Here is a 22992-nt window from a genome sequence, read left to right as displayed (position 1 = left end):
AGGGGGCCGGTGCCGTGCGGCCGGAGGAGCGAGGAGAGATGACGCCCGCCGAGCACCCGCGCCCCGTCGAGCAGCCCGCCGCCGAACCGGAGCCGCCGGTCGAACTCACCCCGGCGGCAGCCGAGTTGATCCGGACGCTGCGGGCGGCCCACGGTCCGCTGATGTTCCATCAGTCGGGCGGCTGCTGCGACGGCAGCGCTCCCATGTGCTACCCGGAGGGTGAGTTCCGGACCGGCGGCTCGGACGTGCTGCTCGCCTCCCTCGCAGTGGAGGGCGTCGGCGAGCGCGTGCCGTTCTGGATCTCGAAGAGCCAGCACGAACTGTGGCGGCACACCCGGCTGATCGTGGACGTGGTGGAGGGGCGCGGCAGCGGGTTCTCGCTGGAGGCGCCGGAAGGAGTGCGGTTCCTCATCCGGTCCCGGCTGATCTGACAGCCCGTCACCGGATGGGCGCAACACGCCCTGTGTGCGGCCCAGTTGGGTCGGTCACCCGGCGAGTCGTCGCTCCAGCGGGGTGCGGAAGCTCGGCTTGACGCGTACGTCGCCGAAGAAGGCGGACAGCCGCTCGGTCTCGGCGGCGATCGCCGCGCGGGCGTCGCGCCCCAAGCCCGTCTCGGTGAGGAGTTCCGTGACGATCTCGCCGTCCGGGCGCTGGGCCCAGCCGCCGACAATGCGGCCGTTCCACCACACACTGGGGCCGATGTTGCCGTTGGTGTCGAAGAGTTCCGGCTTGTGGCCGGCGTCGAAGTACCAGTCTCGGGAGCGCCAGCCCATCGGGGTGGGGTCGAGGGCGGGCAGCAGCGCGGCCCAGGGCTCGGGCTCGGCGGGGGCGTCCAGGTGGGCGGGCAGGACATGGCCGGGCCCCTCGTCCAGGTCGGCCTCGACCGCCTCGGCGCGGGCCAGGGCCTTGCGCGTGTCGGTGAGCGTCCAGCCCGTCCACCACTTGACGTCCTCGGTGGTGGCGGGCCCGAACGCGGCCAGGTACCGGGCGGCGAGCCGTGCCTTCGCCTCGTCGGCGGGCAGCTCGGGGTGCGGTTCGGCGGGGATCCAGCGGAACTGGCTGGAGGCCCAGGTACCGAGCGGCCGGCCGCGCCGGATGCGGCCCTCGGCGGCCATCACCCCGAGGAAGCGGCTGGTGATGCGCGGCCGGGCCTCATAGGGCTTGCCCGCCGCCTGGACGATCTGCGACTTCAAGTCCGGTACGTCGTCGGCGAGTTGGGCGGCGGTGGCCTCGCCGCGCCGCTGGAGCGCGGTGAGGACCGCGTCCTCGGTGGCGGCGAACCAGCGGCCGTCGAAGCCGAGCTGCTCCTGGATGACCTTGGCGAGGTTCTTGCGTTCGCGGGCCGCCACGGCGCGGGCCGTCGACGCGTCGACCACCGGAGCGAGCTCGCGCGGCACCACGAACATGGTGCGCCGCATGCAGAGCATCCGCACCAGCGTCCGGTCCTCGTACAGGGCCCGTTCGAGCTCCCGCACGGACGGGTCCTTCAGCCGGGCCGCGACGGCGAGGTACACCGTCGCGGGGTCGGTGGCGTGCAGGCCGAGCAGCGCCTCGGCGACCACCTCCGGGGTGTTCGCGCGGGCGGCGGGGGCGAGCAGATGGCGGGCGCCGAGGCGGGCGCGCCGCTCATCGGCGGTGATCTTCCGGCGGGCCTTGGTCATGGTTTGAGGCTACCGACCACTCCCGCCGTCGCGTTCAGACCGTCCTGAATGGTGGGCGCCATGCTCGTCCCGGCCAGGAAGAAGCCGAGCAGGGCGCAGACGATCGCATGCGAGAGCTTGAGGCCTCCGCTGCGCAGAAAGATCACTGCGAGGACCACCAGCAACAGCACCACCGAGACCGAAACAGCCATGACGAGCCTCCTCCGCCGCGCCGGAATTGCGGCATTCGGGCGTCAGTGTGGCGGAGGAGGCGCGCTGGTTCGGCTCAAGACGTGTCCGCCGTACGGGTGTTGACTGCGCGTGACCCCGCTACTCGCCGTGGGCGCGCAGGAACGACTCCAGTCCGGCGAGGTCGTCGGTGTTGAACCAGTCGATGCCGGCCGCCCACAGCTCGCGCCACACCGCATCGCGCTCTGGTCCCGCGAGGTCGGGGGTGGCCCAGAACCGCAGCCGCCGGCGGCCCGCGTGGGTGCGGGCCACCAGGTCGTGCAGCTCGGCGCGTTGGGCGGCGGGGAACTCTCCGGCGCCGAGCCAGCTGAAGCTGTCCGTCCAACTGCCGCTGATGAGCGGGATGAACGAGGCGGTGGCGGCCGTGCCGAGGTCTTCGAGCCGCCCGTCGTAGAAGGCGTACCGCACCTGCTGCGCCTCCATCGGGACGCGCGCGCCGCGGTCGCCGGAGATGACGGGGGTGATGGCGCCGGTGCGCACCCTGCCGTGCGCGTACGAGCTGAGGAGGTGGCGGTAGGGGGTGAGGCGCCGGTCGAGTTCGAGGTAGGTGGCCGCGCCCTCGGTCTTGATGTCGATGAGCAGTTGGAGCGGGTGGTGGTAACCCCGGTACACCGCACCGTGGTGGGCCCTGATCAGCTTGCGGAGCGGGTCGAGGTAGAGGGATTCGAGGGTGCGGCTCGGGTCGAGCTCGGACGGGTCGTGGCCGACGAGGAGCTGGCCGTCGACAAGGAAGATGTCGGCCTCGACGCTGGTGAAGCCGTGCGCGAGCGCGTCGAAGAGGGGGTGGGTGTGCTCGTAGTCGTTGTGCGCGTGGGTTCGGCGCAGGGGTCTGGGCCCGGCGGGGCGCCCGTCCGCTCGGGCGGGGCCGGCCACGACGGGCACGGCGACGGCGGCGGCGAGGGCGGCGAGGGTACTGCGGCGGTGAGGTGGGCCATGTGTTCTCCCCGGGCTGGCGGGCGGACGGACGCGACCGAGTATGCGGGGCGTGCCGCTCAACTGGAGGGCCACCGCCTGGAGTTGGCCGGTCCACCGCCGGTCCGCCGCTCGCCGTTGCGGTGCGCGGAGCGCGCCCCCGCACCGGCGGGCGCGGCCGTTGTCCGGCCCTCACACCCTCTACTCCTCAGGCCGGTCCGCCCAGTTCACCGTCCGGTCGCACCAGCGCTCAAGGAGGATCTGGTCGTGGCCGACGGCCAGTAGGGACGCCGCCGTTTCGCGGCGGTAGCGTTCGACCGTCGCGACCAGCGCGGCCGTGGTCGAGGCGTCCAGCATCGCGGTCATCTCGTCGCAGATCAGCAGGCGCGGCCGGAGCACCAACGCCCGTGCCAGGCAGGCGCGTTGGAGCTGGCCGTCGCTCACCTCGTGGGCGTGCCGGGTCAGCAGGTCGCCGCCGAGGCCGACCGCGTGGGCCAGTTCGTCCACCCGTTCGCGGATCTCGATCCGCCGGCCGGTCGCCTTCAGCGGCTCGGCGATCAGGTCGCGCAGCCGCAGCCGCGGGTCGGCGGACAGCCGGGGCGACTGGAAGACGACGCCCACGGTGGTGCGCAGGGCGCGCGGGGCGCGGTGGCGGTGGCCGACGACCGTGGTGCCGTCGAGCACGACCGTCCCGGCGTCGGGGCGGTGCAGCAGGGCCGCGACCCTGGCGAGGGTGGACTTGCCGCAGCCGCTGGGGCCGAGCAGGCCGACCGCCTCGCCGCGTCCCACCGCGAGGCTCATGTCCCGCACGACGGGCTTGCCCCGCTCGTAGCCGGCGGTGATGTTGCTGAGCTCAAGCACGGCTGGGATCCTCCGCGTGGGCGTGGTGGCAGGCGGCCCGGCCGTCGAACCGCGGCTGGGTGCCGCAGAGCACGTCGGCCCGGTCGCAGCGGGCTGCGAACGCGCACCCCGCCGGAAGGTCCCCCAACTCCGGCGGCATGCCGGGGATGGGCCTGAATGATCGTTCCGGCAGGGCATCGAGCAGACCACGAGCGTACGGGTGACGGGGACCCGGCTCGCCGAAGAACCTGGTGGCGTCGGCGATTTCGACGATGCGGCCCGCGTACATCACGGCCACCCGGTCGGCGATCCGGGCGGCCGCCGCGAGGTCGTGCGTGATCATCAGGAGGGCGCGCCCTTCGTCCACGGTGCGGCGCAGTTCGTCGGCCGTGCGGTCGACCAGCGCGCGGTCGAGTCCGGTGGTGGGTTCGTCGGCCAGGAGCAGGGGTGCGTCGCCGATCAGGGCGAGGGCGGTCGCGGCGCGCTGGGCGAGCCCGCCGGACAGTTCGTGCGGGTAGCGGTCGAGGCGGTTCGCCGGGAAGGACGCCCGCCCGGCCGCGGCCTGCGCGCCGGCCCGCAGCCGCTTGCGCGGGGTCGGCGTCAACTCCCGTACGGTTTCCTCCAGTTGACTGCGTACGGTGCGTACGGGAGTGAGGTGGGCGGCCGGGCTCTGCGGTACGAGTCCGACGCGCCGGCCCCGCACCGTGCTCGCGAGGAGCCGCTCGTCGGCGGCCAGCAGGTCCGTCCCGTCGGCGAGCAGCGCGGCGCCCGCGGATTCGGCGTTGGCGGGCAGCAGGCCGAGCAGCGCGGAGGCGAGGACCGACTTCCCGCAGCCGCTCTCGCCGACGAGCGCGAGGCACTCCCCCGCCGCCAGGTCGAAGGAGGCGTCGGTGACGGCGGCGATGTGGCGGCCGCCGCGCATCCGGAAGCGTACGGAAAGGTTCCGCACGGACAGCGCGTTCCCGGTCACAGCATCAGCTCCGAGCGTCGGCGCGGGCTGAGCCGTTCGCGCCAGGCGCCGGCCAGGCCCGCGATGGCGAGGGTCGGCACGATCAGGAGGAGGCCGGGGAACAGCGTCGGCCACCAGTCGCCCGCGAGGAGCGAGCCGCGCGCGCTCTGCACGAGGTTGCCGAGGCTCGCCTGGTGGGTGGGCAGGCCGAGCCCGAGGAAGGACAGGGCGGATTCGTGCCACATGGCGTGCGGCACCATGAGGACCGCCGCGAGACCGGCCTGCGGCACCACCCCGGGGAGCAGATGGCGCACCGTCACCCGCCATCGGGAGGCGCCGCCCGAGATCGCCGCGTCGATGTGGGGCCGGGAGCGCAGCGACAGGATTTCGGAGCGGACGATGCGGGCCGTCGACAGCCAGTGCGTGAGGGCGACCGACACCACGACCGGCCACACCCCGGGACGGAACATCGCCACGACGAAGATGCCGAGCAGCAGATGCGGTACGGACGAGAACGTGTCGACCAGCCGCATGACGAGCCGGTCGGTCCAGCCGCCGAAGGCTCCGGCGACCGCGCCGACCGCCGTGCCGATGAGCGTGGCGGCCAGCGCGGCGACGACCCCGACCAGGAGCGAGACCCGCAGCCCGTACACACAGCGGAGCAACAGGTCGCGGCCGACGTCGTCGGTCCCGAACAGGTGGTCCCAGGAAGGTGGTTGGAGCTTCTGGGCGAGGTCCACGGCCTGCTGGTCGAGCTGGACCAGCGGCGGCACGAGGAGCACCACGAGCACCAGGAGGGCGATGATCGCGGCCGAGGTCCGCACCCGCACGGTGCGGGTGGAGCGGCGAACGCGCCCCCGTGGACGCCAGAGCACGTCAGCCATCGAATCCCACCCGGGGGTCGGCGAGTCCGTACAGCAGGTCCGAGAGCAGGTTGCCGAGGAGCACGGCGACGGTCGCGAGCACGGTGAGGGCGGCGAGCAGCGGGAAGTCGACGGAGGTCGCGGCCTGCACGGTGGCGGCGGCGATGCCCGGCCAGCTGAACACCGTCTCGACCAGGAGCGCACCGGTGATCAGCTCGGGGACGCGGGAGCCGATCAGCGTCAGCATGGGGAGCATGCCGGAGCGCAGGGCGTGCCCGGTGAGCACGGTCCGCTCGGCGAGGCCGCGCGCCCGCGCCCCGCGCACCGGGTCCTCGGCCAGCGCGTCGCCGACTCCTTGGCGTACGTACAGGAAGAACCAGGGCAGTTGGGAGAGGCCGAGCACGAGGGCCGGGAGTACCAGGTGGCTGAGGGTCTGCCCAGGGCTGACCGTGTCGCTGGCCGTGTCGGTGAGGCCGCCGGCCGGCAGCACGCCGAGCTTCAGGGCGAAGAACCAGATGGCGAGCAGCCCGAGCCAGAAGGCGGGGGCGGCTTCGAGGGTGTACGCGGCGGCGCTGACGCAGCGGTCGAGCAGGCCGCCGCCGCGCCGTGCGGCGAGCACGCCGAGGACCGTGCCGAGCAGGATCGCGAGCGCGAAGGCCGCGGTGGCGAGCAGCGCGGACCAGCCGATGCGTTCGGCGATGACGTCGGCGACGGGCTGGCGCAGCACGCTGGAGTCGCCGAGGTCGCCGGTGAGTGCCGAGGTCAGCCAGCTCCACCAGCGTTCGACGAGCGGCTGGTCCACGCCGAGGTTGGCGCGCAGCTGGTCGAGGTTCTGCTGCGAGGCGGTGAGTCCCGCGGTGCCCGCGTACGCCTTCACGGGGTCGAAGGGGGATGCGGCGGCCACCGCGAAGACGCCGAAGGTGACGGCGAGCAGGACGGGCGCGGCGGACCCGAGCCGCCGCCCCGTCAGCCGCGCCATCGGCCCCCAAGGGAGCCTGCGCACCGGGGAGTTCACTTCTTCGGCGCCCACTTCTCGACGTCCCACCACGGGCCGGAGGCAAGGCCGTGGTCGTGCGGTTCGACCTGCGTGGTCAGCCCGTCCCAGCGGTCGTTGACGACGTAGAGGTGGTCGATGTGGGTGAGGAAGGTGTAGCCCGGATTCTTCGCCAGCTCGCGCTGGATGGTGTCGTACGCGGCCTTGCGGACCGTGTGGTCACCGCTCTTGCGGGCGTCGTCGAGGGCCCGGTCGACGGTCGCGTTCCCGTAGGAGGCCATGTTGTTGAAGCCGTCGCCCGCGAGCGAGGACTTCAGCAGGTTGTACTGGTCGAAGTCGGGGTCGCCCGGCGAGCCGCCGCCCGCGAGGACCGCGTCCTGCTTCATGCGGGGTTCGATGACCTCCCAGGTGCCGGCCTGGGTGGTGATGTCGAGGCCGGCCTTCTTGGCGTCGGAGGCGTAGGCGAGGGCGTGATCCTGGCGGAGCTTGTCGCCGGAGAGGTACCAGAGCGGGAAGGCGGCCCGCACGCCGTCCTTCTCGCGGATGCCGTCGGCGCCGGGCTTCCAGCCCGCGTCGTCGAGGATCTGCTTCGCCTTGCCGAGGTCGTGGCCGCGCTCGGTGCCGGCGGCGAACCATTCGCTGCCGGTCGGCACCGGGCCGTAGGCGGGCTTGCCCGAGCCGTCCAGGATCCGGTCGACCATGGCCTGGCGGTCGACGGCGAGGTCGAGCGCCCGGCGCACCGCGGTGTCGCCGGCGACCTTGTTGCCGGTGGGCAGGGTGACGTTGCGGTAGTCGTAGGTCTTCGCGGCGTACGTCTTGCGCCCCTTGTCGCCCTTGAACGTCTTGGCGAGGTTGGGCGGCAGGATCGCGCCGTCGAGGTCCCCGGCGCGCAGCCGGGTCGCCCGCACGTCGTCGTCCTTGATGCTCGCCATGGTGAACTTCTTCACCGCGGGCGCGCCGCCCCAGTAGGAGGGGTTGGCGGCGAAGGTGATCTTCTCGCCCTTCGACCACTTGGTGAGGGTGTACGGCCCGGTGCCCACGGGCGCGCTGGAGAAGGCGCCGGAGTTGACGTCCTGCGGGGCCGCGACGCGCTCGGGGACGACGGGCAGCACGGTCCGCTCGGCGAACGGGGCGTAGGGGTACTTGAGGGTGAAGACCACCGTGTCGTCGCCCTTGGCCTCGACGGACTTCACGGCGTCGAGCTCGCCCTTGGACGGGTTGTTGGTCTTCGGGTCGAGGATCTTGGTGTAAGTGAAGACGACGTCCTTGGCCGAGAACGGCGTGCCGTCGCTGAACTTCACACCCTGGCGGAGCTTGTACGTGTACGTCAGCCGGTCCGCGCTCACCTCGGGCAGCGCGATGGCGAGCGCGGGCCGCAGCTTCATGTCGCCGTCGAAGGCGAGGAGCCCGTCGAAGAGCTTGGAGTTGCCGTCCTTGCCGTAGCCGAGGAGCGGGCTGAGCGTCTCGGGCTCGTACGCGATGCCGACGACCGCCGAGTCCTTCGCGCCCTTCTTGCCGGTGCCGCCGCCCGGGGTCGAGCAGGCGGCCGCTCCGATGGCGAGCGCCCCGGCCAGCACCGCGGCGGCCGTGGCACGTATGGAACGGGCGGTCATGCGGCCCACACCCCTTGTTGAAGATCAACCTCTATTGCGAACAAGTCGCAATTAAACCGCATGTAAAGGAGTGGTCAAAAACGGACGGCCGGGACGGGGTCCTGTGGCATAGCCTCTGGCTGCACCGCCCACCGCCCGACCCGACGAAGGATTGTGTGAACGACATCGATCTCATCGCCCAGGCACCGTCGATCGCCGCTCTGATGGCCGCCGCGCAGATCAGCCCGGACGTCCAGCGCGCCCAGACCGCCTACCGCGCTGCCCTGGTCGCCGCCATGAACGTGCCTGCCGGGGCTTCGGTGCTCGAACTCGGCTGCGGGCAGGGCGACATGACGGCCGTACTCGCCGAGGCGGTGGGGCCGGACGGCCGGGTCGTCGCCCTCGACATCGCGGACCCGTCGTACGGCGCTCCGGTGACTCTCGGGCAGTCGGCCGAGCACCTCAAGGCGAGCCTGCTCGGCGCCCGCGTCGACTTCCGGTTCGGCGTGGACGTGCTCGACGGATCGGTGGACTTCCCCGACGGGGCCTTCGACCACGTCGTGCTGACGCACTGCTCCTGGTACTTCGCCTCGCTCGGCCGGCTGCGCGAGGTCCTGGCCCGGGTCCGGCCGTGGGCGCGGCGGCTGTCCTTCACCGAGTGGGACCTGGCACCGCGCTCCACGGATCAGCTGCCGCATCTCCTCGCCGTGCTCATCCAGGGCCAGATCGAGGCGAGCGGCTCACGCGGCGAAGGCAACGTCCGGACGCCGTTCTCCCGCGAGAGCCTGCTGCGGCTCCTGCCGTCGGCGGGCTGGGAGGCGGTGGCCGAGCACTGCGTGGACACGGCCCAACTCCAGGACGCGGACTGGGAGATCGACGCCTGCGCCCTGCTCCTGGACTCCGCGGAACGGATGGCCGCCCTGCCCGTTCCGGTCCGGGATCTGGTGCTCAGCCAGGCCGATGTGCTCCGCGCCGCAGCGAGGAAACGGGGGAACACGCCGCTGCCGTCGTACTCGGTCACCGCCCGCTGACAACGGCCTCGCGGAGCAGGTCGGCGTGGCCGTTGTGGCGGGCGTACTCCTCGATCATGTGGGTCAGGATGTGGCGCGGGGAGATGGACTCGCCGCGGAACTCCACTGTGCCGTCAAGGGAGTTGAAGGCCGCGACCGCGGCTCGGGACTCCTCGCACGATGCCCGCCAGGCGGCGAACGCCTCGTCCACGTCGGCGTCGGCCACGTGGAACTCGCCGAATTCACCGTCGGGGGTGCGGGGCCAGAACGATGTGATCCGTTCGCCGTTCAGCACGAGGCGGAACCAGCTCCGCTCGACCTGATCACCCATCGACCGATCACGCCAACGGGCGAGGGAGCCGGGCCTTTCCGTCCGGGAAGTGGACGAGGAGAGGCCCGGCTCGCCCGTCAGGGGGCTCGGAGGTCGACCAGTTCGGCGATCGCCGCCCGGTGCTCTCCGGCCGAACCGAGCGCGATCTGGGCCGACTTGGCGCGCTTGAGGTACAGGTGCGCCGGGTGTTCCCAGGTCATGCCGATCCCGCCGTGCAGCTGCACGCACTCCTCGGCGGCGTGGACCGCGACCCGCGAGCAGTACGCCTGGGCGACCGCCACCGCGAGCGGCACCTCGGGGCTGCCGGTCGCCAGGGCGTCGGCGGCGTTGCGGGCGGCGGCCCGCGCGGAGACGACCTCCAGCCACAGTTGCGCCATGCGGTGCTTGAGCGCCTGGAAGGAGCCGACCGGACGGTTGAACTGCTTGCGGTCGCGGGTGTACGCCACCGTCTCGGTCAGGCACCACTCGGCGACCCCGAGCTGCTCGGAGGCGAGCAGCCCGGCCCCGGCGAGAAGGCCCCGGCGCACGGCGGCGGGCGTCGAGTCCGCGTCGGCGAGCAGCGTGCCGCGCACGCCGTCGAGGGCGACGGCCGCGAGCGGGCGGGTCAGGTCGAGCGGGGTGAGCGGGGTGACCGTCACCCCGGCCGCGTCGACGGCGTACAGGCCCTGCCCGGTGGGCACGAGCAGCACGTCCGCGGTGGCGGCGTCGGCGACCGCGGTGACGGTCCCTGCGAGCGCGTCCGGCAGCCGCCCCGACTGCGGGCCCGCCGAGAAGGGCACGACCAGGGCAGCGGTTCGCCGCCCCGTCGCCAACTCCCTTACCAGATAGGTGACTTCACCGTCGGCTGTACCCAGCGCGAGCAGCGTCTCGGTGGCGATGACGGAACTGGTCAGATACGGGACGGGGGCGACCGCGCGGCCGATCTCCTCCAGGGCCACCGCGGCCTCGCGGTGCGAGGCGCCCTGTCCGCCCAGCTTCTCCGGGACCAGGAGTCCGGCCAGGCCCATCCCGGCGCCGAGCGCCCGCCACAGCTCCTTGTCGTACGGGGTGGCGGACTCCGCGCGGGCGAGCGCGGACGGGGTGTCCGTGCGGTCGGCGAGCAGGGAGCGCACGGCGGCCCTGAGGTCTTCCTCGGCCTCCGAGTAGAGCAGGTCGGGGGTCGCTTCCGCGGTGGTCTGTGCCGTCATCGGGCCAGGCCCTTCCATGCGACGTCCTTGTCGTTGCGCGGCTCGGCGGGCAGGCCGAGGACGCGTTCGGCGACGATGTTCAGGAGCACTTCGCTCGTGCCGCCCTCGATGGAATTGCCCTTGGAGCGGAGGTAGCGGTATCCGGCGTCGCGGCCGGTGAAGTCGACGAGCTCGGGCCGGCGCATGGTCCAGTCCGAGTACAACAGGCCGTCCTGGCCGAGGAGTTCGACCTCAAGGCCGCTGATCTCCTGGTTGAGGCGGGCGAACGCGAGCTTCATGCCGGAGCCCTCGGGACCCGGCTGGCCCGCCACCAGCTGCTGGCGCAGCCGCTCGCCGGTGAGCCGGGCCACCTCGGCCTCCACCCAGAGGGTGAGCAGCCGCTGGTGCAGGTCATGGGTGCGCAGTTCGGGGCGTTCGCGCCAGGTCCGGGCGGCCGGGCCGATCATGCCGCCCTCGCGCGGGATGCGCATGCCGCCGATGGAGACCCGCTCGTTCATGAGGGTGGTCTGGGCGACCTTCCAGCCCTCGCCGACCTCGCCGAGCCGGTGCGCGTCGGGGATGCGCACCCCGGTGAGGAAGACCTCGTTGAACTCGGCCTCGCCGGTGATCTGCCGCAGTGGCCGCACCTCGACACCGGGGTCGGTCATGTCGCAGATGAAGTAGCTGATGCCCTGGTGCTTGGGCAGACCGGGGTCGGTGCGGGCGATGAGGATGGCCCAGCGGGCGAGGTGGGCGCTGGACGTCCACACCTTCTGCCCGTCGACCACCCAGGTGTCGCCGTCGCGTACGGCACGGGTGCCGAGCGCCGCGAGGTCGGAGCCCGCGCCCGGCTCGCTGAACAGCTGGCACCAGACCTCCTCACCCACCCACAGCGGCCGAAGGAAGCGCCGCTTCTGCTCATCGGTGCCGTACTTGAGGACGGTCGGGGCGGCCATGCCGAGGCCGATGCCGATCCGGCGGGGGTCGTTGTCGGGCGCCCCGGCCGCCGCGAGTTCGGCGTCGACCACGGGTTGCAGGGAGCGCGGCGCGTCCAGGCCGCCGAGGCCGGCCGGGTAGTGCACCCAGGCGAGCCCGGCGTCGAAGCGGGCCCTCAGGAAGTCGAGGGGCTCGGTGGTGGCGGGCGGGTGTGCGGCGAGCAACTCCCGTGTACGGGAGCGGAGTTCGGCGGCGTCGGTCATCGGGCGGCTCCGTCCGGGAGGACGACCACGCGGCCGGTGGTCGTGCCGTCGGCGACGCGCTGCACGGCGGCCGCGGCGTCCTTCATCGGCACCCGCTCGCTGATCAACGGCTTGACCGCACCCTCGGCTGCGAGCTTGGTGAGCTGCTCGTGGCAGCGCAGGACCGCTGCCGGGTCCTGCTGGTTGTACAGGCCCCAGTGCAGGCCGACGATCGAGTAGTTCTTGACGAGGGCGTGGTTGAGCGCGGGGGCGGGGATGTTTCCGCTCGCGAAGCCGACGATCACGATCCGGCCCTCGAAGGCGACGCACTTCGCGGACTTGGCGTACGCGTCACCGCCCACCGGGTCGAAGACGACATCGGCGCCGCGCCCGCCGGTGGCTTCCTTCACCGCGGCCACGATGTCGTCGGCGCGCCGGTCGATGACCGCATCGCACCCCAACCGCCGTGCCACAGCGGCCTTTTCGGGGCCGCCGACGACGCCGATCACCCGGGCCCCGGCGGCCTTGCCGAGCTGCACGGCCGCGCTGCCGACTCCCCCGGCGGCGGCGTGCACCAGCAGCGTCTCGCCCTCCTGGAGGTTCGCCCGGCGGTGCAGTGCGAACATCGCGGTCTGGTAGCCGATGTGCAGCGCGGCGGCCTCGGCGTCGTCCAGCGCGTCGGGCGCGGGCAGCAGGGCCGCCTCGTCGGCGACGACGTAGTCGGCGAGGCCGCCGTGGGGCAGCGCGGGCGTCGCGATGACGCGCCGCCCGTCGGCCGTCTCGCCGCAGATCTCCACACCCGGCGTGAACGGCAGCGGCGGGCGGATCTGGTACTGCCCGCGGCAGAGCAGTGCGTCGGGGAAGTTGATGTTCGCGGCACGCACCCTCAGCAGGACCTGGCCCGCGCCCGGCACCGGCCGGTCGACCTCTTCGAGCCGCATCACCTCGCCCGGCTCGCCGTTCTCGTGCACTCGCCATGCCTGCATTCGGGGCCTCCACACGCTGGGCGCGATACGGCTGCGTACCGCTGAGTACGTTCCACTGCTCCGCGGCATACTAAGCGGTCGCTTGCCCCCTTGGAAACAGCCGGGCCCGTTTCGGCCACCCGATGCCGCGATGGCCTGGTGCGCGACGCCGGCGCGGTGCGGCGCCGACCGGCACGCACGCGGCCATGACGCGGGAGGCCGCACGGCCGGTGCACCCCGGGCCGCCAGGGCCTCACCCCCGCCGACCCGCCGACCCGAGGTGTCGATCATCGGCCCGCCGCTTCCTTATGCTGACTGTTCGTCAGATTTGTCGAGATCAAGGGACGTCCGGGCAGGGCGCACCCCCGCTGGAAGGGGCACGGTCCAAGACGGGTGAGGCTCCGGCCAGCGCTTGGCGAAGCTCTTGCTTTTCGTTGGGCGCGAGTTCACCGGTTGCCTCCGCCGCCCCCACCGAACGGCGGGAGACTGACTGGCAGGTCCACGTCACTGGTCTCAACCGACAGCTCTGGAAGGGGCGTTCATGGCCGAGTTGACACGACGCAGACTTCTCGGATCGGCAGCCGGGGCGATCGGCGGAGCGGCGGCGCTCAGCCTGCTGCCACCGAGTGTGCAGAAGGCCGTCGCCGCCGGGGCGCCGCGCCGGGGCTCGCTGCGGGACATCGAGCACGTCGTGATGCTGATGCAGGAGAACCGGTCGTTCGACCACTACTTCGGCACCCTCTCCGGCGTACGCGGGTTCAGCGACCCGAACGCCCTCAAGCTGCCCAACGGGCGTTCGGTGTTCTATCAGCCGGACACGGTGAACCCCCGGGGCTACCTGCTGCCCTTCCACCTGGACACGCGCAGCACCAGCGCACAGGCCATCCCGTCCACCAGCCACGCCTGGTCCGTGCAGCACCAGGCGTGGAACGGCGGCAAGATGGACCGGTGGCTGCCCGCGCACCGCAAGGCGGACGGTGTCAACGGGCCCTATGTGATGGGCTACTACACGCGCGACGACATCCCGTTCCAGTTCGCGCTCGCGGAGACGTTCACCATCTGCGACAACTACTACTCCTCCGTCTTCGGCCCGACCTGGCCGAACCGCCTGTACTGGATGACGGGCACCATCGACCCGGGCGGCACCAAGGGCGGTCCGGTCCTGAGCAACTCCGCGCCCAAGCCGTACCGGTGGACGACGTACGCCGAGCGGCTCCAGGCCGCCGGGGTGAGCTGGAAGGTCTACCAGCAGGACGACAATTACGGCTGCAACATGCTGGAGCAGTTCCAGACCTTCCGCGACGCCAAGCCCGGCTCCCCGCTGTACCAGCGCGGGGTGTGCCGGCAGCCCGAGGGCACCTTCGAGGACGACGCACGGGGCGACCGGCTGCCGGCCGTCTCCTGGATCATGCCGACGAGCTACCAGTCCGAGCACCCGGACTATCTGCCGGCCGCCGGCGCGGACTTCGTGGCGCAGAAGATCGAGGCCATCGCGTCCAACCCGAAGGTGTGGGCGAAGACCGCGTTCATCCTCAACTACGACGAGAACGACGGCCTGTTCGACCATGTGGCCCCGCCGACGCCGAGAGCCGGCACGGCGGACGAGTTCGTGGGCGGGCTGCCCATCGGCGGCGGCTTCCGGGTCCCGGCCATCATCATCTCGCCCTGGACCGTGGGCGGCTGGGTGGCGAGCGAGGCCTTCGACCACACCTCCGCGCTACGGTTCCTGGAAGCGTTCACGGGCGTCAAGGAACCCAACATCAGTCAGTGGCGCCGCCACACCTTCGGCGATCTAGCCTCGGCCTTCCGGTTCAGCAGCGCCCCGCCCCGGCCGCCGCACCTGCCGGACGACACGGCGGCTCAGCTGACGGAGGCCAAGCGCGAGGTGGCCACCCTGCCGAAGCCGACGCTGCCGGGCGCCGACCAGTCCTTCCCCAAGCAGGAGCGGGGGCAGCGGCCGCACGTGTAGACCCGTCCCGACGCGTGACGCCTCCTCCGCCCGAATGCTCCCAGCCGGGCGGAGGAGGTTTCTCCGGCTCAGCCCGTAGCGCTGGCGGAGGGCGTCGACCGCCCGGCGCCCGCACTCCCCCGGGCCCGCCCGGGTGCGGGCCCGGCCCGCGCCTCCTAGCGTGGATCCATGATCCGGTTCGAGCAGGTCAGCAAGGTCTACCCGGACGGCACCAACGCCGTCGACGACCTGTCCTTCGAGGTCGCGGAGGGCGAACTGGTCACCCTCGTCGGCCCGTCCGGCTGCGGCAAGACCACCACGATGATGATGGTGAACCGGCTCATCGAGCCGACCGCCGGCCGGATCCTGGTCGACGGCGAGGACATCGCCACGCTCGACCCGGTGAAGCTGCGCCGCCGGATCGGTTACGTCATCCAGCAGGTCGGGCTCTTCCCGCACCGCACGGTCCTCGACAACACGGCGACCGTCCCGGCGCTGGTCGGCTGGAAGCGGGCGAAGGCGCGGGCACGGGCGGCCGAGCTGCTCGACCTCGTCGGCCTCGACCCGGCGACGTACGGGCGGCGCTACCCGGCGCAGCTCTCGGGCGGCCAGCGGCAGCGCGTGGGGGTCGCGCGGGCGCTGGCCGCGGACCCGCCGGTCCTCCTGATGGACGAACCGTTCGGCGCGGTCGACCCCGTCGTACGCGAACGGCTGCAGAACGAGTTCCTCGGCCTCCAGGCGACCGTGCGCAAGACGGTGCTCCTGGTCACCCACGACATCGAGGAGGCGGTACGGATGGGCGACCGCATGGCGGTGTACGGGGCCGGGCGCATCGAGCAGTTCGACACCCCGGCCTCGGTGCTCGGGGCGCCGGCCACCCCGTACGTGGCCCAATTCGTGGGCGCGGACCGGGGGTTGAAGCGGCTGTCGGTGACGACGGTCGAGCCGGACGATCTGGAGCAGCCGCCGGTCGTCCGGCTCGGCGAGCCCGCGGGGTCCGCCGCGGCCCGGCTGCGCGCGGAGGGTGCGCGCTGGGCCGTGGTGCTCAACGAGTCGGGCGATCTGCACGGCTGGGTCGGGGCGGACGAGCTCGCGCCGGCCGGCACCGGTTCGGTCGCCGACCTGGCGCGGCGCATGGAGGCGTGGGTGCCGGTCGGGTCCCCGCTCAAGCAGGCCTTCAGCGAGATGCTCCAGTACGACGCGGGCTGGGTGGCGGTCCTTGACGGCGCCCGCTTCCTCGGCGTCCTCACCCCGGCGAAGCTGCACGAGGCGCTGCGGCGGTCGATCGACGCGGATGCGCTGGGGGTGGCGCGGGCGGAGGTCGACTTCGACTCGATCGCGGACGCGTGAGGGGGAGCGCACTTTTCCGCCCGCCCGCCCGTTCGGCAGGGCTGAATAGGCTCGGCCCCTTGGGGCTCCGCCCCAGACCCCGCTCCTCGAACGCCGGAGGGGCTGGATTTTCCCGCTCCTCATCCTCTTACGTTCCTCGATGCACCTGGCTACCATCCGGTACCCCCATCCCGCTGGAGCCGCCATGCGCCTCGCTGTGACCGTCACCGCGCTCGCCCTGTTCACCAGCGCACTCGCCACATCTCCTGCCGCCCACGCCACGGCCGTTCCGGTCCCCGTCGTCTTCGTGCACGGCCGCAACGCCGACCCCGGCGTCTGGGGCACCATGAAGGACCGCTTCAAGCAGGCCGGTTACCCCGACGGGCGGCTGTTCGCCTGGGGGTACGACTCCTCCCGGTCGACCAATGAGGTCCTGGCCGGGCAGTTCGCCGCGTACGTCGACTCGGTGCGCGCCCGGACCGGCGCCTCGCAAGTGGACATCGTGGCGCACAGCCAGGGCAGCCTCCCCACCCGCTGGTATGTGAAGTTCGGCGGCGGCGCGGCCGTCGTGCGGCACTGGGTCTCGCTGGGCGGGCCCAACCACGGGACCAGTCTGGCCTGGGCGTGCGCGATCTGGGATCAGGGGTGCCGGGACATGACTCCGGGCTCGTACGTCGAGAGCAATCTGGCAAGCGGCGACGAGACACCGGGGCCGGCCAAGTACGCCACGTTCTGGTCGGACTGCGACGGCTTCATCCTGCCCAACAGCAGTGTGCCGCTGTCCGGTGCCGTCAACACCGACGCGGGCTGCCTCGCCCACAACGACCTCCTGACGGACGCCCCCACGGCTCAGGGCGTACTCAACTTTCTTGAGCAGTAAGTCAGTTGGGCAATTGGCGCGCCCTCAGATCAGGCCCTTGGACTTCAGATACGTCCTGGCCACGCCCTCGGGCAGTCGGCGCCAGCTGTCCACCTGCTCGTTCAGGGACGCCAGATCGGCCGTGGTCAGAACGCTGTTGAGTCCACCGAGGGCGCGCGTCACCCCCGCGCTGCCCGCCCGCGAGCGGTTCACCACCGGGACGATGTAATCCGCGTTCTGGAGGTGCTTGTCGTCCGCGAGCAGCACCAGGCCGAAGCTGCCGAGCGTGGCGTCCGTCGTGGTGGTCAGGACCATCTGGTCCTGACCGCTCTGGACGGCCTGTTTGGCCGGTGTGGTGCCGACGCCCTTGGGGTCGACGGCGGTGATGTCGATGCCGTACGTCTTCTTCAACCCCGGTTCGCAGTACGGGCGTTGGACGCATTCGTCGCCCGCGGCCAGTCGTACGGGGAGCTTCGCCGCGCCGAGGTCGCTGAGCGTCGTGAGGCGGTGCTGCTGCGCGTAGGCCGCCGCGACGGCGAACGCGTTCTGGTCCACCGCCCGGCCCGGGTCGAGGACCGTCAGACCGCGCGGGGCGGCCAGGGCGCGCAGGGCCGTCATCGTGCGGTCCAGGTCCGGTGAGCCGACGGGCTTGGCGTTCGGGCCGTGGGCCTTGGCGTTCAGCCAGTCCGCGAAGGTCGCCGCGTACTCGGGCACGACATCGATCTGGCCGCTCTCCAGGGCGGGTTCGTAGATCTCCCGGTTGGTGACCGAGAGGATCTTGGTGCCGTAGCCCGCCCTGCCGAGGAGCAGGGCGTACATCTGGGCGAGCAGATCGCTCTCGGTGAATCCGGCCGAGCCGATCGTCAGGTGTCTGCTGTCGCCGGGCGGCGCGGTGACCGCGCCCTGCTTCTCCAGACTCGGCCCGGTGGTGCAGGCGGCGGCAGCCGTCAGGGCGAGCGCGGCCGGCAATAGGCGCGCCCTCATTCGCACCCGCCCCTCGCCCAGTGCGGCGCGAACCGCTGGACCGCCTCGAAGACCGCCTCGACGACGAGCGCGAAGACCGCCACGAGCACGGCGCCCGCGACGACTTGGGGGGTCGAGGCGAGGTTGAAGCCCGCCGTGATGATCCGGCCGAGCCCGCCGCCGCCCGCGAGGGCCGCGAGCGTGGCGGTGGCGACGAGCTGTACGGCGGCGATCCGCACCCCGGTGAGGATCAGCGGCAGAGCGAGGGGGAGCTCGACGCGGAGCAGGAGTTGGCGTCCGGTCATGCCCATGCCCCGGGCCGCGCGCACCACGTCGCGGTCGACCTCGCGCATGCCGACGTAAGCGTTGGTCAGCAGCGGCGGTACGGCGAAGAGGATCAGCGCGACGATGGTCGGCCACTCGCCGTGCTTGCCGAGCGGGGTCAGCAGGAGCAGTACGAGGACGGCGAAGGTGGGTACCGCCCGGCCGATGTTCGAGAGGTTGACGGCGAGCGCCCCGCCCTTGCCGAGATGGCCGAGCACGAGCGCCACGGGCAGCGCGATCAGGCAGCTCAGGACGAGGCACACCGCAGTGAGCCAGAGGTGTTCGCCGAGCCGGTGCCAGATGCCGTTCTCGCCCGACCAGTGGGCGGCCGAGGTGAGCCACGACCAGGCGTCGGAGAGGGTGGTCACGCCGGTGCCGCCCTGGTCCACGGGGTGAGCAGCCGCTGGATGCCGAGCAGCGCCAGGTCGGCGGCGACGGCGATCACCACGCACAGTACGGAGGCGGTGAGCACCTGTGCCTTGAAGTAGGTGTTCATCCCGGCGTAGATCAGGTTGCCGAGACCGCCGTAGCCGACGATGGCGCCGACCGTCACCAGGGACACGGCGGAGACGGTGGCGATGCGCAGTCCGGCCATGGCGGCGGGCAGCGCGAGCGGGAGTTCCACGGCCAGGAGCAGCCTGACCGGTCCGTAGCCCATGCCGCGCGCCGCCTGCCGGGTGTCCTCGGGGACGGCCCGCAGTCCGGCCAGGATGTTCCGTACGAGCAGGGTCAGCGAGTACAGCACGAGCCCCGCGATGACGATGGACGCGGACAGCCCGTACAGCGGGAGCAGCAGCGAGAACATGGCCAGCGACGGGATGGTGTAGAGGACCGTCGTCACGCCGAGTACCGGACCGGCGGCCCAGCGCCAGCGGCGGGCCGCGACGGCCAGCGGCACGGCGATGACCAGGCCGAGCAGGACGGAGACCGCCGTGAGGCGGAGGTGCTGGAGGACGGCGTCCCAGAGGATCTGGCTCCGGGTCGAGAGGTAGGCGCCGCAGATCCAGTCGTTGTGCGCGAGGCAGTCGTCGGGCGCGGTCACCCGTTCATTGGAGCCCGGCACGGCCGGCGGCCGCGCGTGGTGGTGGGCTGTTCGGGCGTAGCGGGCAGCCGCACCGTCGGCCGCTCGCATTGTGGTCGTGCGGCGAAAGCGGGACCCTTGGGGTATGCGCGGCCGGGAGTCACCGGTGCGTCGAAAGCACCCGCCCGGTCGGGAAGGGGTGAGTTTCGTGCGCGTACTGTTGCGGGCCGAGCTGGACACCGAGAAGTCGAACGAAGCCATCCGGAACGGGACCATGCAGAAGTCGATGCAGTCCGCTCTGGAGGCCCTGCGTCCCGAGGCCGCCTACTTCACCGCCGAGAACGGCTGTCGTACGGCGTACATCATCTTCGATCTGGCGGACCCGTCGGCCATGCCGAAGGCCGCCGAGCCGTTCTTCCTGGACTTCGGCGCCAAGGTCTACTGCTCTCCGGTCATGAATGCGGAGGACCTGGAGAAGGGTCTGGCCGCCCTTGGCTGACCCGTCCGCCCCGCCCGGCGTCCCGCGACGGCCGGGCCGGGCCACCTGAGTGACCCGGACCCGTAGGTGCGTCAGACGCCGGGGTCGCAGCATCCGTCGCGGCGCATCAGGCGCCCCACTTCCAGCCAGTCGGCCGAGGCCGCCGCGTGCCGCTCGTGCGGCTGGAACGCGGCCACCAGATCGGCGGTCGTGTACGGCACGCCTGCCTTGAACACTCCCGTCGTGCGCACCAGGGTGTCGAAGTCCGTGAACGGGTCGCCGTCGACCACCGTGAGGTCGGCGAGCTTGCCGCGCTCGACCGTGCCGAGGTCCCCGTCGGCCCCGAACAGCCGGGCCGGAAGGACGGTCGCGGTGCGCAGGGCCGCCGCCGGGGAGAGCCCGCCCCGGTGCAGGGCGCGCAGGCCCAGGTGCAGCGAGAGGCCGACCGGGACGAGCGGCGAGTCCGTGCCCAGGGCGACGAGGCCGCCCCCTTCGAGGACCCGGCGGTAGACGTCGGTCTCCGCGCGCAGCGTGGCCAGTTGGGCCGCGGTGGGCGGAACACCCGCCGACTGCCGTACGGCCGCCGAGTCCCACGGCGGCATCACGGCGGTGACCCGGGGGTCGTCGGCGAGCGCGGGGTCGGCGCCGACCAGCGGCGTCGAGGTGAACGGGGTCACGACGAGAGCGAAGTTGATTCCGTGTGCCGTGTAGATTTCAAGGACGTCCTCGTAGGCGCGCCCCGTCGCGCTGGTCGCGTGCCCGAACTCGGCGCGCTGCGTGGCCAGCAGATGGGTCGTCAGATCCTGGCCGACCTGGACGCCCGGCGAGAGCAGATGGCTTCCGGACCGCACGCCGAGCCGATCGTGGGCGAAGCGCGCAGCTTGCTCCATGACCCAACTGGGCGCCCGGACATAGGTTTTGACGAAGTCCCAGTCGAGGGCCGCGCCGCGTTCCAGGGAGCGCCGCAGCCCGTCCTCGGTGCGGTGGGCGCGGCCCATGCTGTAGGCGACCCGGGATCCGTCGAGCAGCTCCCCGGTGGTGAAGAGCCTGGGCCCGGCGAGCTGGCCGGTCGCCACCGCCTCGCGGATCCGGGCCTGTTCGTAGGAGAAACCGCCGAGCGACACGGCGGTGGTGATGCCGTAGCTGAGCTGGCCGACGGTCTGGCGGCCGCCGTAGGTGCTCTGCCACGGGTGGGTGTGGGTGTCCCACAGCCCGGGGACGACGGTGCGGTCCGAGGCGTCGACGTACCGCGCCGACCCGCGCTTGCGGTGCGGTTCGACGGAGGTGATCCGTCCCGCGCGGACGATGATGTCGACGTCGTCGCGAACCGATTCGCCGGTGCCGTCCCAGAGCCGTCCGGCGTGCACCACGGTGTCGGCGGGTGCGGGCCTGCGCTGGTCGAGGGGTACCCGGACGGTGCGCGCGGCGCCGCCGTCGACGCCGATCAGCCGCAGCCGGGTGCCCGACAGATAGAGCAGCGTCCTGGAGTCGCCGGACCAGGAGGGGTGGTCGGCGGGTTCGGTGGTGAGCGTGCGCGGCGGGCCCTGCGGGGTGCCGTCGGGCGCGACGGGCAGCAGGCACAGCGCGGATTCCACGATGACCGCCATCCAGCGGCCGTCGGGCGACCAGACGGGCCCGGAGTCGTAGCGGTCGGCGATGGAGACGTGCGGGGCCACGGCGTGCAGCCGGTCCGTGCCGGTGACGGTGTCGACGACCCGGATGACGTTGTAGCCCTCGCGGAAACGCAGGTTGAGGCGGTTGCGGTCGCAGAGCGCGAGGTGGCGGCCGTCGGGCGACCAACTGGGCCGGCCGGGCAGCCCGCCGCCGCCGAGCGGGGTCACCAGGACGCGTTCCGTACCGCTCGCGAGGTCGCGGACGATGAGCCGGCCGGTCATGTCGATGGCGGCGAGCCGCTGTCCGTCCGGTGAGAGCGCCGGGTGCACCCGGCCGCCCGTCGCGAGCGCGCTCTCCTCGCCGGTGGCGAGGTCGCGCCGGTAGATGCCGAGCAGCCCGTCGCGGTCGTCGGCGTACAGGAGCGAGTGGCCGTCGCGCGCCCAGACCGGGCCGAGCAGATAGCGCGTGGGGTCCGCCTGGCGCAGCCGCTGGGGCGGCCGGGAACCCGAAGTGTCCGCGATCCAGAGCGAGTTGAGGGCCGCGAACGCGATGCGCGTGCCGTCGGGCGAGAGCGCGGGCAGGTGGATGCCGCGCACCGGGCGCACCCGCTCCTCGCCGAGGTCGTACGACTTGACCCGGTAGCGCGGCCGGTCGACGGGCAGCACACCGTCGAAGCGGACGGTCTCGGCGTCCGACGGATTCTCGGGGCGTACGAATGTGAAGCGGCCGTCCACGGTGAGGAGCAGTTCGCCGTCGGGGGTCCAGCGCGGGGGCACGGGGGCGAGGTCCCCGGTGACCGGGACGGGCTTGCCGTCGACCACAAGCGTGCAGGACGCGTTCGGTGCCGCGGTGGTGCGCAGATAGGCGAGTCGGCGACCGGCGCGGTCGAGGGCCGGGGTCATGACCTGGGCGTTCTCCGTCTCGGTGTGCTCGACGGTAACGGCGCCCGATCCCCCGGCGGCAACGGAGGCGACGGTTTTGGCGTCCACGCCGAGTCCGAACGGCGTGCTGACGGCGGTGCCCCGCACGAACAGGATCCGCCGGCCGTCGGGCGACCAGGTGGGGTCGAAGTCCTCCCACGGGCCGTCCTGCGAGGGGCCGTCCTGTCCGGGGAGGCCGGTGATTCGGGTCAACTGGCCGGTGCGCAGGTCGAGTACGTGGATGCGGTACGGGCTGCCGGATACCGGGTCGCCGCCGCGCTCGGAGGCGAAGGCGATGCGGGTGCCGTCGGGCGACCAGGCGGGGCCGCGGTCGTCCCAGGGGCCGTCGGTGCGCCGGCGCACCTCCGATCCGTCGGGCCGCATGGTCCAGATGTGATAGCCGCCGCCCTTGTACGCGCAGAACGCGATGAGCGCGCCGTCCGGGGCGTGCACGGGCCTGGTGGGTTCAAGCCCCGCCGGAGTGAGGGGTTCGGCCTTGCCGCCGCCGCGCGGCACCGACCACAGGACGTCCTGGACTTCGGCGATCAGCCGGTCCCCCGCGGGCGCGGGGCTCGCCGAACCGTTGGTGGCGGCCGTGAAGGACAGCGAGAGACCGGTGCGCGATCCGGCCAGTGCGGGCACGGCACCGACGGCGGTGACGGCCCCGGCCGCGCCCGCGGCGGCGAGCAGTTGGCGGCGGGAGAGGGAGAAAGCGGCGGCAATGGTGTGGTCACGATCCATGACACAGCACGCTCGCGCACCGTGCGGCGCAGGGGCAACACCGCCATTCACGCCAAACAGGTATGACCCCCCGTCAACCCCTCGAATAATTCCCGTACTTGAGCCG

Annotated in this window: 22 protein-coding genes; 6 read left to right on the top strand and 16 right to left on the bottom strand. The window is 72.4% G+C overall.

Annotated elements, in window-relative coordinates:
* The first annotated feature begins 38 nt into the window (after positions 1-38).
* The gene (locus tag ACIQ8J_RS22315) at positions 39-431 is read left to right on the top strand and encodes a DUF779 domain-containing protein (RefSeq protein WP_403273975.1); all 393 of its coding nucleotides are present in this window, start codon (positions 39-41) and stop codon (positions 429-431) included.
* Between the two features lie 54 nt (positions 432-485).
* On the opposite strand, the gene ACIQ8J_RS22310 is transcribed toward ACIQ8J_RS22315, so the two are convergent.
* The 8 genes from ACIQ8J_RS22310 to ACIQ8J_RS22275 all read right to left on the bottom strand — a co-directional run bounded on the left by ACIQ8J_RS22310 (position 486) and on the right by ACIQ8J_RS22275 (position 8060).
* Positions 486-1661, bottom strand: a complete 1176-nt coding sequence (locus ACIQ8J_RS22310) for a winged helix DNA-binding domain-containing protein (protein ID WP_403273974.1) — start codon at positions 1659-1661, stop codon at positions 486-488.
* Entirely contained in the window at positions 1658-1852 is a 195-nt protein-coding gene (locus tag ACIQ8J_RS22305) for a hypothetical protein (RefSeq protein ID WP_403273973.1), read from the bottom strand. The genes ACIQ8J_RS22310 and ACIQ8J_RS22305 overlap by 4 nt, the downstream gene beginning before the upstream one ends.
* 118 nt (positions 1853-1970) lie before the next feature.
* Positions 1971-2762 carry a phosphatidylinositol-specific phospholipase C/glycerophosphodiester phosphodiesterase family protein gene (locus ACIQ8J_RS22300; RefSeq protein WP_403273971.1) on the bottom strand — a complete coding sequence of 264 codons (792 nt, stop codon included), beginning with the start codon at positions 2760-2762 and terminating at the stop codon, positions 1971-1973.
* Positions 2763-3002: 240 nt separating this feature from the next.
* Positions 3003-3662, bottom strand: coding sequence for an ABC transporter ATP-binding protein (locus ACIQ8J_RS22295; RefSeq protein ID WP_403273970.1), 660 nt, complete (start codon positions 3660-3662; stop codon positions 3003-3005).
* Positions 3655-4611 carry an ABC transporter ATP-binding protein gene (locus ACIQ8J_RS22290; RefSeq protein ID WP_403273969.1) on the bottom strand — a complete coding sequence of 319 codons (957 nt, stop codon included), beginning with the start codon at positions 4609-4611 and terminating at the stop codon, positions 3655-3657. Before ACIQ8J_RS22290 ends, ACIQ8J_RS22295 begins: the two co-directional genes overlap by 8 nt.
* Positions 4608-5474, bottom strand: coding sequence for an ABC transporter permease (locus tag ACIQ8J_RS22285; RefSeq protein WP_403273967.1), 867 nt, complete (start codon positions 5472-5474; stop codon positions 4608-4610). Before ACIQ8J_RS22285 ends, ACIQ8J_RS22290 begins: the two co-directional genes overlap by 4 nt.
* Positions 5467-6432 carry an ABC transporter permease gene (locus ACIQ8J_RS22280; protein WP_403274063.1) on the bottom strand — a complete coding sequence of 322 codons (966 nt, stop codon included), beginning with the start codon at positions 6430-6432 and terminating at the stop codon, positions 5467-5469. Before ACIQ8J_RS22280 ends, ACIQ8J_RS22285 begins: the two co-directional genes overlap by 8 nt.
* 32 nt (positions 6433-6464) lie before the next feature.
* Positions 6465-8060: an ABC transporter substrate-binding protein gene (locus ACIQ8J_RS22275; RefSeq protein WP_403273965.1), complete on the bottom strand. Its 1596-nt coding sequence runs from the start codon at positions 8058-8060 to the stop codon at positions 6465-6467.
* Between the two features lie 155 nt (positions 8061-8215).
* On the opposite strand from ACIQ8J_RS22275, the gene ACIQ8J_RS22270 reads away from it, so the two are divergent.
* Positions 8216-9070, top strand: a complete 855-nt coding sequence (locus ACIQ8J_RS22270; protein ID WP_403273963.1) for a class I SAM-dependent methyltransferase — start codon at positions 8216-8218, stop codon at positions 9068-9070.
* On the opposite strand, the gene ACIQ8J_RS22265 is transcribed toward ACIQ8J_RS22270, so the two are convergent.
* The 4 genes from ACIQ8J_RS22265 to ACIQ8J_RS22250 form a co-directional block, all read right to left on the bottom strand.
* Positions 9057-9380 (bottom strand): DUF664 domain-containing protein, encoded by a 324-nt coding sequence (locus ACIQ8J_RS22265; RefSeq protein WP_403273962.1) that lies wholly within the window; start codon positions 9378-9380, stop codon positions 9057-9059. The genes ACIQ8J_RS22270 and ACIQ8J_RS22265 overlap by 14 nt on opposite strands.
* A gap of 77 nt (positions 9381-9457) precedes the next feature.
* Positions 9458-10567 (bottom strand): acyl-CoA dehydrogenase family protein, encoded by a 1110-nt coding sequence (locus tag ACIQ8J_RS22260; protein WP_403273960.1) that lies wholly within the window; start codon positions 10565-10567, stop codon positions 9458-9460.
* Complete coding sequence (locus ACIQ8J_RS22255) at positions 10564-11745, bottom strand: acyl-CoA dehydrogenase family protein (RefSeq protein ID WP_403273958.1); 1182 nt, start codon at positions 11743-11745, stop codon at positions 10564-10566. Before ACIQ8J_RS22255 ends, ACIQ8J_RS22260 begins: the two co-directional genes overlap by 4 nt.
* On the bottom strand, positions 11742-12710 hold the full coding sequence (locus tag ACIQ8J_RS22250; RefSeq protein WP_403273956.1) for an NADPH:quinone oxidoreductase family protein: 969 nt from the start codon (positions 12708-12710) through the stop codon (positions 11742-11744). The genes ACIQ8J_RS22255 and ACIQ8J_RS22250 overlap by 4 nt, the downstream gene beginning before the upstream one ends.
* 520 nt (positions 12711-13230) lie before the next feature.
* On the opposite strand from ACIQ8J_RS22250, the gene ACIQ8J_RS22245 reads away from it, so the two are divergent.
* From ACIQ8J_RS22245 to ACIQ8J_RS22235, 3 genes are all read left to right on the top strand, one after another.
* Positions 13231-14658: an alkaline phosphatase family protein gene (locus ACIQ8J_RS22245; RefSeq protein ID WP_403273955.1), complete on the top strand. Its 1428-nt coding sequence runs from the start codon at positions 13231-13233 to the stop codon at positions 14656-14658.
* Positions 14659-14826: 168 nt separating this feature from the next.
* Positions 14827-15987, top strand: coding sequence for an ABC transporter ATP-binding protein (locus tag ACIQ8J_RS22240; protein WP_403273954.1), 1161 nt, complete (start codon positions 14827-14829; stop codon positions 15985-15987).
* Positions 15988-16171: 184 nt separating this feature from the next.
* Positions 16172-16846 carry an esterase/lipase family protein gene (locus tag ACIQ8J_RS22235; RefSeq protein WP_403273953.1) on the top strand — a complete coding sequence of 225 codons (675 nt, stop codon included), beginning with the start codon at positions 16172-16174 and terminating at the stop codon, positions 16844-16846.
* A 24-nt stretch (positions 16847-16870) separates the two neighbouring features.
* Here ACIQ8J_RS22235 and ACIQ8J_RS22230 read toward each other — a convergent pair whose 3' ends face one another.
* Genes ACIQ8J_RS22230 through ACIQ8J_RS22220 form a run of 3 tightly spaced genes read right to left on the bottom strand, consistent with a single transcriptional unit; the run spans position 16871 to position 19154 of the window.
* Positions 16871-17809, bottom strand: coding sequence for an ABC transporter substrate-binding protein (locus ACIQ8J_RS22230; RefSeq protein WP_403273951.1), 939 nt, complete (start codon positions 17807-17809; stop codon positions 16871-16873).
* Positions 17806-18480, bottom strand: a complete 675-nt coding sequence (locus ACIQ8J_RS22225; RefSeq protein WP_403273949.1) for an ABC transporter permease — start codon at positions 18478-18480, stop codon at positions 17806-17808. The genes ACIQ8J_RS22230 and ACIQ8J_RS22225 overlap by 4 nt, the downstream gene beginning before the upstream one ends.
* On the bottom strand, positions 18477-19154 hold the full coding sequence (locus ACIQ8J_RS22220; RefSeq protein WP_403273948.1) for an ABC transporter permease: 678 nt from the start codon (positions 19152-19154) through the stop codon (positions 18477-18479). The genes ACIQ8J_RS22225 and ACIQ8J_RS22220 overlap by 4 nt, the downstream gene beginning before the upstream one ends.
* 187 nt (positions 19155-19341) lie before the next feature.
* Between ACIQ8J_RS22220 and ACIQ8J_RS22215 the strand changes: the two genes are divergently transcribed.
* Positions 19342-19632: a hypothetical protein gene (locus tag ACIQ8J_RS22215; RefSeq protein WP_403273946.1), complete on the top strand. Its 291-nt coding sequence runs from the start codon at positions 19342-19344 to the stop codon at positions 19630-19632.
* 71 nt (positions 19633-19703) lie between these two features.
* Here ACIQ8J_RS22215 and ACIQ8J_RS22210 read toward each other — a convergent pair whose 3' ends face one another.
* Entirely contained in the window at positions 19704-22886 is a 3183-nt protein-coding gene (locus ACIQ8J_RS22210; protein ID WP_403273944.1) for an amidohydrolase family protein, read from the bottom strand.
* Positions 22887-22992: the final 106 nt, after the last annotated feature.

Source organism: Streptomyces sp. NPDC094147 (assembly GCF_044764265.1).
Lineage (GTDB): Bacteria > Actinomycetota > Actinomycetes > Streptomycetales > Streptomycetaceae > Streptomyces.
Note: the sequence above shows the minus strand (reverse complement) of the source record. Positions and strands in the feature narration are given on the sequence as shown.

What these genes read in the sequence shown, in the direction of transcription:
- ACIQ8J_RS22245 (WP_403273955.1), top strand. Translation starts at nt 13,231, where the DNA reads ATGGCCGAGTTGACACGACGCAGACTTCTCGGATCGGCAGCCGGGGCG.
- ACIQ8J_RS22285 (WP_403273967.1), bottom strand. Translation starts at nt 5,474, where the DNA reads ATGGCTGACGTGCTCTGGCGTCCACGGGGGCGCGTTCGCCGCTCCACC.
- ACIQ8J_RS22280 (WP_403274063.1), bottom strand. Translation starts at nt 6,432, where the DNA reads ATGGCGCGGCTGACGGGGCGGCGGCTCGGGTCCGCCGCGCCCGTCCTG.
- ACIQ8J_RS22275 (WP_403273965.1), bottom strand. Translation starts at nt 8,060, where the DNA reads ATGACCGCCCGTTCCATACGTGCCACGGCCGCCGCGGTGCTGGCCGGG.
- ACIQ8J_RS22305 (WP_403273973.1), bottom strand. Translation starts at nt 1,852, where the DNA reads ATGGCTGTTTCGGTCTCGGTGGTGCTGTTGCTGGTGGTCCTCGCAGTG.
- ACIQ8J_RS22230 (WP_403273951.1), bottom strand. Translation starts at nt 17,809, where the DNA reads ATGAGGGCGCGCCTATTGCCGGCCGCGCTCGCCCTGACGGCTGCCGCC.
- ACIQ8J_RS22240 (WP_403273954.1), top strand. Translation starts at nt 14,827, where the DNA reads ATGATCCGGTTCGAGCAGGTCAGCAAGGTCTACCCGGACGGCACCAAC.
- ACIQ8J_RS22315 (WP_403273975.1), top strand. Translation starts at nt 39, where the DNA reads ATGACGCCCGCCGAGCACCCGCGCCCCGTCGAGCAGCCCGCCGCCGAA.
- ACIQ8J_RS22210 (WP_403273944.1), bottom strand. Translation starts at nt 22,886, where the DNA reads ATGGATCGTGACCACACCATTGCCGCCGCTTTCTCCCTCTCCCGCCGC.
- ACIQ8J_RS22250 (WP_403273956.1), bottom strand. Translation starts at nt 12,710, where the DNA reads ATGCAGGCATGGCGAGTGCACGAGAACGGCGAGCCGGGCGAGGTGATG.
- ACIQ8J_RS22310 (WP_403273974.1), bottom strand. Translation starts at nt 1,661, where the DNA reads ATGACCAAGGCCCGCCGGAAGATCACCGCCGATGAGCGGCGCGCCCGC.
- ACIQ8J_RS22265 (WP_403273962.1), bottom strand. Translation starts at nt 9,380, where the DNA reads ATGGGTGATCAGGTCGAGCGGAGCTGGTTCCGCCTCGTGCTGAACGGC.
- ACIQ8J_RS22260 (WP_403273960.1), bottom strand. Translation starts at nt 10,567, where the DNA reads ATGACGGCACAGACCACCGCGGAAGCGACCCCCGACCTGCTCTACTCG.
- ACIQ8J_RS22255 (WP_403273958.1), bottom strand. Translation starts at nt 11,745, where the DNA reads ATGACCGACGCCGCCGAACTCCGCTCCCGTACACGGGAGTTGCTCGCC.
- ACIQ8J_RS22235 (WP_403273953.1), top strand. Translation starts at nt 16,172, where the DNA reads ATGCGCCTCGCTGTGACCGTCACCGCGCTCGCCCTGTTCACCAGCGCA.